General features: G+C 68.9%; 4 protein-coding genes. 2 read left to right on the plus strand and 2 right to left on the minus strand.

Annotation, left to right across the window (positions count from 1 at the left end; all coding sequences use genetic code 11):
• Window positions 1-190: 190 nt before the first annotated feature.
• Entirely contained in the window at window positions 191-649 is a 459-nt protein-coding gene (locus tag ABZ471_RS47840) for a transposase (RefSeq protein WP_359075437.1), read from the plus strand.
• On the opposite strand, the gene ABZ471_RS47845 is transcribed toward ABZ471_RS47840, so the two are convergent.
• Both ABZ471_RS47845 and ABZ471_RS47850 read right to left on the minus strand, forming a co-directional pair.
• Window positions 627-1,097, minus strand: a complete 471-nt coding sequence (locus ABZ471_RS47845; protein ID WP_359075438.1) for a hypothetical protein — start codon at window positions 1,095-1,097, stop codon at window positions 627-629. The genes ABZ471_RS47840 and ABZ471_RS47845 overlap by 23 nt on opposite strands.
• A 133-nt stretch (window positions 1,098-1,230) precedes the next feature.
• Window positions 1,231-2,676, minus strand: a complete 1,446-nt coding sequence (locus ABZ471_RS47850; RefSeq protein WP_359075439.1) for an NF041680 family putative transposase — start codon at window positions 2,674-2,676, stop codon at window positions 1,231-1,233.
• A gap of 755 nt (window positions 2,677-3,431) precedes the next feature.
• Between ABZ471_RS47850 and ABZ471_RS47855 the strand changes: the two genes are divergently transcribed.
• A complete protein-coding gene (locus ABZ471_RS47855; protein WP_359075440.1) occupies window positions 3,432-3,632 on the plus strand; it encodes a hypothetical protein in 201 nt (66 codons plus the stop codon).
• Window positions 3,633-4,381: the final 749 nt, after the last annotated feature.

A 4,381-nucleotide genomic window follows, 5' to 3' on the forward strand; every position in this document is an offset into this window, starting at 1 on the left:
ACCCACCCCCATCGGGATACCTCATACCCCCGGCATAGCGCGACCAACGACAGCCGTCACGCCCCCGCGTAACCCGCACCGTTAAAGATCTCTAGAACCCAGATAGTCGCCCCGACCATGACGGCCCAACCGGTGTTCCTCAGCGGCATCCGGGCGGCCCCCTCAGCTGCGGCGCAGTTCCTCTGCCCAGGTGCGGAGCTGGCCTTCGAGGGCGAGATTGTCGCCGCGGGCCACGGTCTGGAGCAGCTGGGCGCACACGGTCGCTTCTGGTCACCCCGGCATCCACGACCGACCGGGACGCCGCCCGCATCCTGCTGCCCGCAGCAAAGAATCACTTCCGGAGCTGGCGCGGGTCTGGGCCGACGGCGGTTACACCGGCCACCTCACCGACTGGACGACCCAGGACCTCGGACTCGTCCTTGACATCGTCCGCCGCAGCGACGATGCCGCAGGCTTTGAGATCCTGCCCCGCCGCTGGGTCGTGGAAAGATCCTTCGCCTGGCTCCTGCGCAGCCGGCGCCTGGTCCGTGACTACGAGCGACGCACCGACACCAGCGAGACCGTCACCCTGTGGTCGATGACCATGCTCATGAGCCGCCGCCTGGCCGCCCAGCATCAGCAGCGTCCTACTCCAGCGCGGGCAGCATGAACCTGCCCGGCTTCTCCTCGACCAGCCAGCCCCGTTCCACCAGCCGTTTCAGCCGGGCTCTTGCTCCTTCGACGCGGGAGGCGGAGGCACTGTCCCAGCCCAGCACCACAGCAGCCCGCCGGGCACCCAGCCCGTCGTCTCCCGCCTCCAGCGCGGCGGCCATCAATGCCTGGTAGTCCACCGACAGGTCCTCGACACCGTCCGCATTCTCACGGTGAGGCACCGCGCGTCGCGGTCCGACCGGCTTCCTTTGCGATGACTCGACGGCCACCACGACGGGCGCTTCCTCCTCGGCCAGCGCCTCCAGATACTGCTCCAGACCGATCAATCGGCGCCTGAGCACCTCTTCCGCGTCCGTCAAGTCCATCCGCACCCGCTCCAGTTCGGCTTCGAGTTCCTCCACCCGCACTGCCGCGGCCTTCCGCCGCGCTTCCAGAACCGCCCGCATCGACGGCATCCGCCACCCCCACAACATCCCGACCGGCAACGAGTCGAGACTTCCGTGACAGCTGCAATCCCATGTCTGACCAGCGGAATCCGCACATGAGGTTCGGAAAGAGAACGACCTCTAAGCTTGGAATTTATCCTCGTCGGGCTTGGTGTTCCTTGATCGATTCGGCGCGTTTGACTGTCTTTCCGACGTCGTGACGTGTGGCCCGCTGCTTGTTCCTCGAGCCGGGGGGCCGTCCCGGGCCTGGCTTGGACGGTTTCGGTGCCGCCGCTGGGCGAGCGGTAGTCGGGCGGATGTTTCGAAACCCCCGCCGCACCCGGGCAGGGGTGAGGCGGCGGGGCTCGGCGGGCCGTTCCCAGGGGCGGCGGAGGTCCTCGGCGAGCGGCCGGGCAAGGCGGAGTTGGGTGTGGGCGGCGATGATGAGCCAGGTCCACAGGTCGGCGCTGTCAGCGTGGCGGATCTTCGGGGCGGTCCAGCCGAGCGTCTGCTTCAGGAGCCTGAAGGTGTGCTCCAGGTCGAATCTGCGGAGGAACGACTGCCACCAGCGGTCCACATCCGCGCCGGCGGCAGCGGTGGCCGAGCACCACAGCCAGACCGGTTTCGGGTCCCGGTCGCCCGGCAGGCGCTCGACCTTCAACCGCACCAACGTCCCGTGCAGGATGGGAAGTTCCTCCTCAGCGTGGTCCAGCCAGGGGCCGCGGTGGGTGAGTCTGGGGTGCATCCGGTCCCATGCGATCGTCTCCGCGGTGCCGTAGCGGGTGGTGTCCGTGAGCGTGGTGACCTCGGGCTGATGCCAGCTCTCGGGCTTTGCGAAGGTGAGGACGCCACCGTGCCGACGCGGTCGTCCGCCCTTCGGCCCGGAGCGGGCGGGGCCGGGGTCGCGGAGCATGACGCGGTCCGAGCGCAGGCGTCCGACCAGGACGACAGGCAGGTCCGCCAGGGCGTGGGAGAGGTAGGCGACGTCGTAGCCGGAGTCCATCATGATCAGGATCTTCGGGTCGCCCGGCTGCCAGTGTTCGGCCTGTGTCAACCGCTCGACGACATCACGCAGTTGGGCGGCGGTGACGACGGTTGAGTCGTCGGCCGGCCCGAGGCGCACGGCGTCCAGCAGCGCGACCCAGGAGGTCCGGCCGGTCTCCAGGGCGGCGACGAAGGAGTACGGCCAGCCCGGCACGAACTGGTCCGTCTTGCGGTCGCCGCGTCCGTAGACGTGGCAGAAGAGCCGGTCGTCGCTGGTGGGGGCGTCGGGGCGGAGCCAGTTGCTCACGTCGACGGCCAGCACGATCCTGCCGTCGGCCGCCTTCGGCAGCGGCAAGCCAGCCAGCGTGCGACGCAGTCGGGCCGGCTCCAGCCAGCCACGGTCCAGCGCGGCGTACAGGGCGCCGTGCCCACGCCGGTGCTCGACCTCGAGCGACAGCTCGACCAGGGTCTTCACCGGCCCATCCGCGCACAGCACCGCGTCGGTGAGCTCGAAGAGTGCGTCCGAGCGGGCGTAGAGGCATTCGTAGAACTCAACCCGAAAGCGGGACAGGAGAGCCAATGCTTGGCCTGCGGGCGCGTCGACGGGGAGACTCATAGGCAGCGGCCGTTCTCTCGTACTTCGTGACTCGACATCTCGAAGCGTGGAGAACGGCCGTCTCCGCTGTCCCGGGAAGAACCGCAGTTCAGCAGGTTGGGTGACCTGCGAGGTTAAACGTCAAGCTAAGGGCGACAAAGTTGAAGACCCCCCTGCAGCATGGCCAACTCTGTCCGGGACACCAAGCGCTGGCCGACCTCGGACTCGACCGAGCGGCGGCGTGACGCCAGGGTCGCGCCCTCGTTGGACAGAGCGTCTCCATACGCCGGGCCCCGGGGTGACATCGCAGAGCCCCCGGGGCCTGTGGGCACATCCGGTCGATTGACTCCTCCCCGGCGTAAGCCCTTTCTCGCTGTGGCTTGATCCTCGTGACGGGCAGGGGCGCACATCGGTTGGTCCGCCATTCTTGGCCGCGCCTGCGGTGGAGGCTTGGGGGTATACAAAATGCCCACGGGATGCTCGAGTACGGGGTGACTGCATGGACCATGCGGCGGAGGACGACAGCAAGTCGCCGGTCAGCAGGCTGACATCGGTCTGCCGCGTTCGAAGGCAACAGTAAGGACATCGCCGAGGCCCGGGATCTGGCCCGGTCGTTCCTCATGGAGCTGCAGGCCGTGCACGGGCTGCCAGTGTCCCGCCGTGCGATGGGCAGGGCATGGTGCAGCTGGTGGTGAGCGAGCTCGTCACCAACGCCCGCAAATAGGCGCCCGGGCCGTGCCTTTTTGACCCTGAAAGTCGAACACGGAGCGGTCCAGGTGAGCCTGTGGGACAGCAGCACCACGCCGCCGACGTTCCTGGCGCCCGAACCCGACCGGGTCGGCCAGCACGGCCTGGAAATCGTCATGGCCCTCTGCCGGAGCTTCTCCCTCCACCCAGAACCGGTGGGCAAGCGCATCACGGCAGCCGTCACGCTGACCGACGCCCCGGATACAGGCGCAGACGGCCGCCCGTTGTGACCGGGCGGGTGGAGCTGGCTGCGTCGCGTCCCTGTGGACCAGCACACCATTGACCCGACTGACCTGGGCCGGATACCTGTGTCATCGGCCCCGCGCGCTGCTCCCCCAGCGATACGAGGCCGCAGCCTCCCGGCTACCACCGGCCGGCGAGCGCGGTCCCCCGGACGGACAACGCCGGCACGCCCGGGGGCCGCCTTCCCACCTGCCCTCACGCAGGACCCGCCGGGCGGCGGGCCGGACATCGTTGCACCGTATGTGAGTGGGCTCGACGACAGCAGCCATCGTGCCGCACGGCGCGAGCCGGACGGAACTGGACGACCAACCGCCCGATCCCCTCGCCCGGCACCCTCCCGCCCCCCACACCCTTCCTTCTCCCTGGTGTTTTCGGGCGGTCGGGTGGCACAGAGGGGATGTCAGCTCAATCAGAGGCTCCCGACCACGGGGCTGAGCTGCGGAAACGAGAACTATCGGCACCCGGGGGCCGCAACACTCAGCGCAACCCATGGGCGCAACAGATACCGCAACCCCGACCACGGACTGTCGGCTTCCTGTCTGCCTGCCCTCCCGGCGGGGGGATGGCCGACTCCGCAGAAGCCTGGCGGAAGCGCCGGAGGTCCGCTCGACCCCCGGAGACGTCCCCTGGCCGGAGATCCAAGTCGCGGCGTGGTTCGGGCATGCTGCCGACCACCCCGATCCACCGCCGGAGCTTGTCCCGCAACACGGAGGCGGGCGACTGAGGAAGCATATGT

The organism is Streptomyces sp. NPDC005728, from assembly GCF_040630895.1.
In the GTDB taxonomy this organism is placed as follows: domain Bacteria; phylum Actinomycetota; class Actinomycetes; order Streptomycetales; family Streptomycetaceae; genus Streptomyces.

Coding starts and splice junctions, on each gene's coding strand:
- ABZ471_RS47845 (WP_359075438.1), bottom strand. CDS start 1,097: ATGCGGGCGGTTCTGGAAGCGCGGCGGAAGGCCGCGGCAGTGCGGGTG.
- ABZ471_RS47850 (WP_359075439.1), bottom strand. CDS start 2,676: ATGAGTCTCCCCGTCGACGCGCCCGCAGGCCAAGCATTGGCTCTCCTG.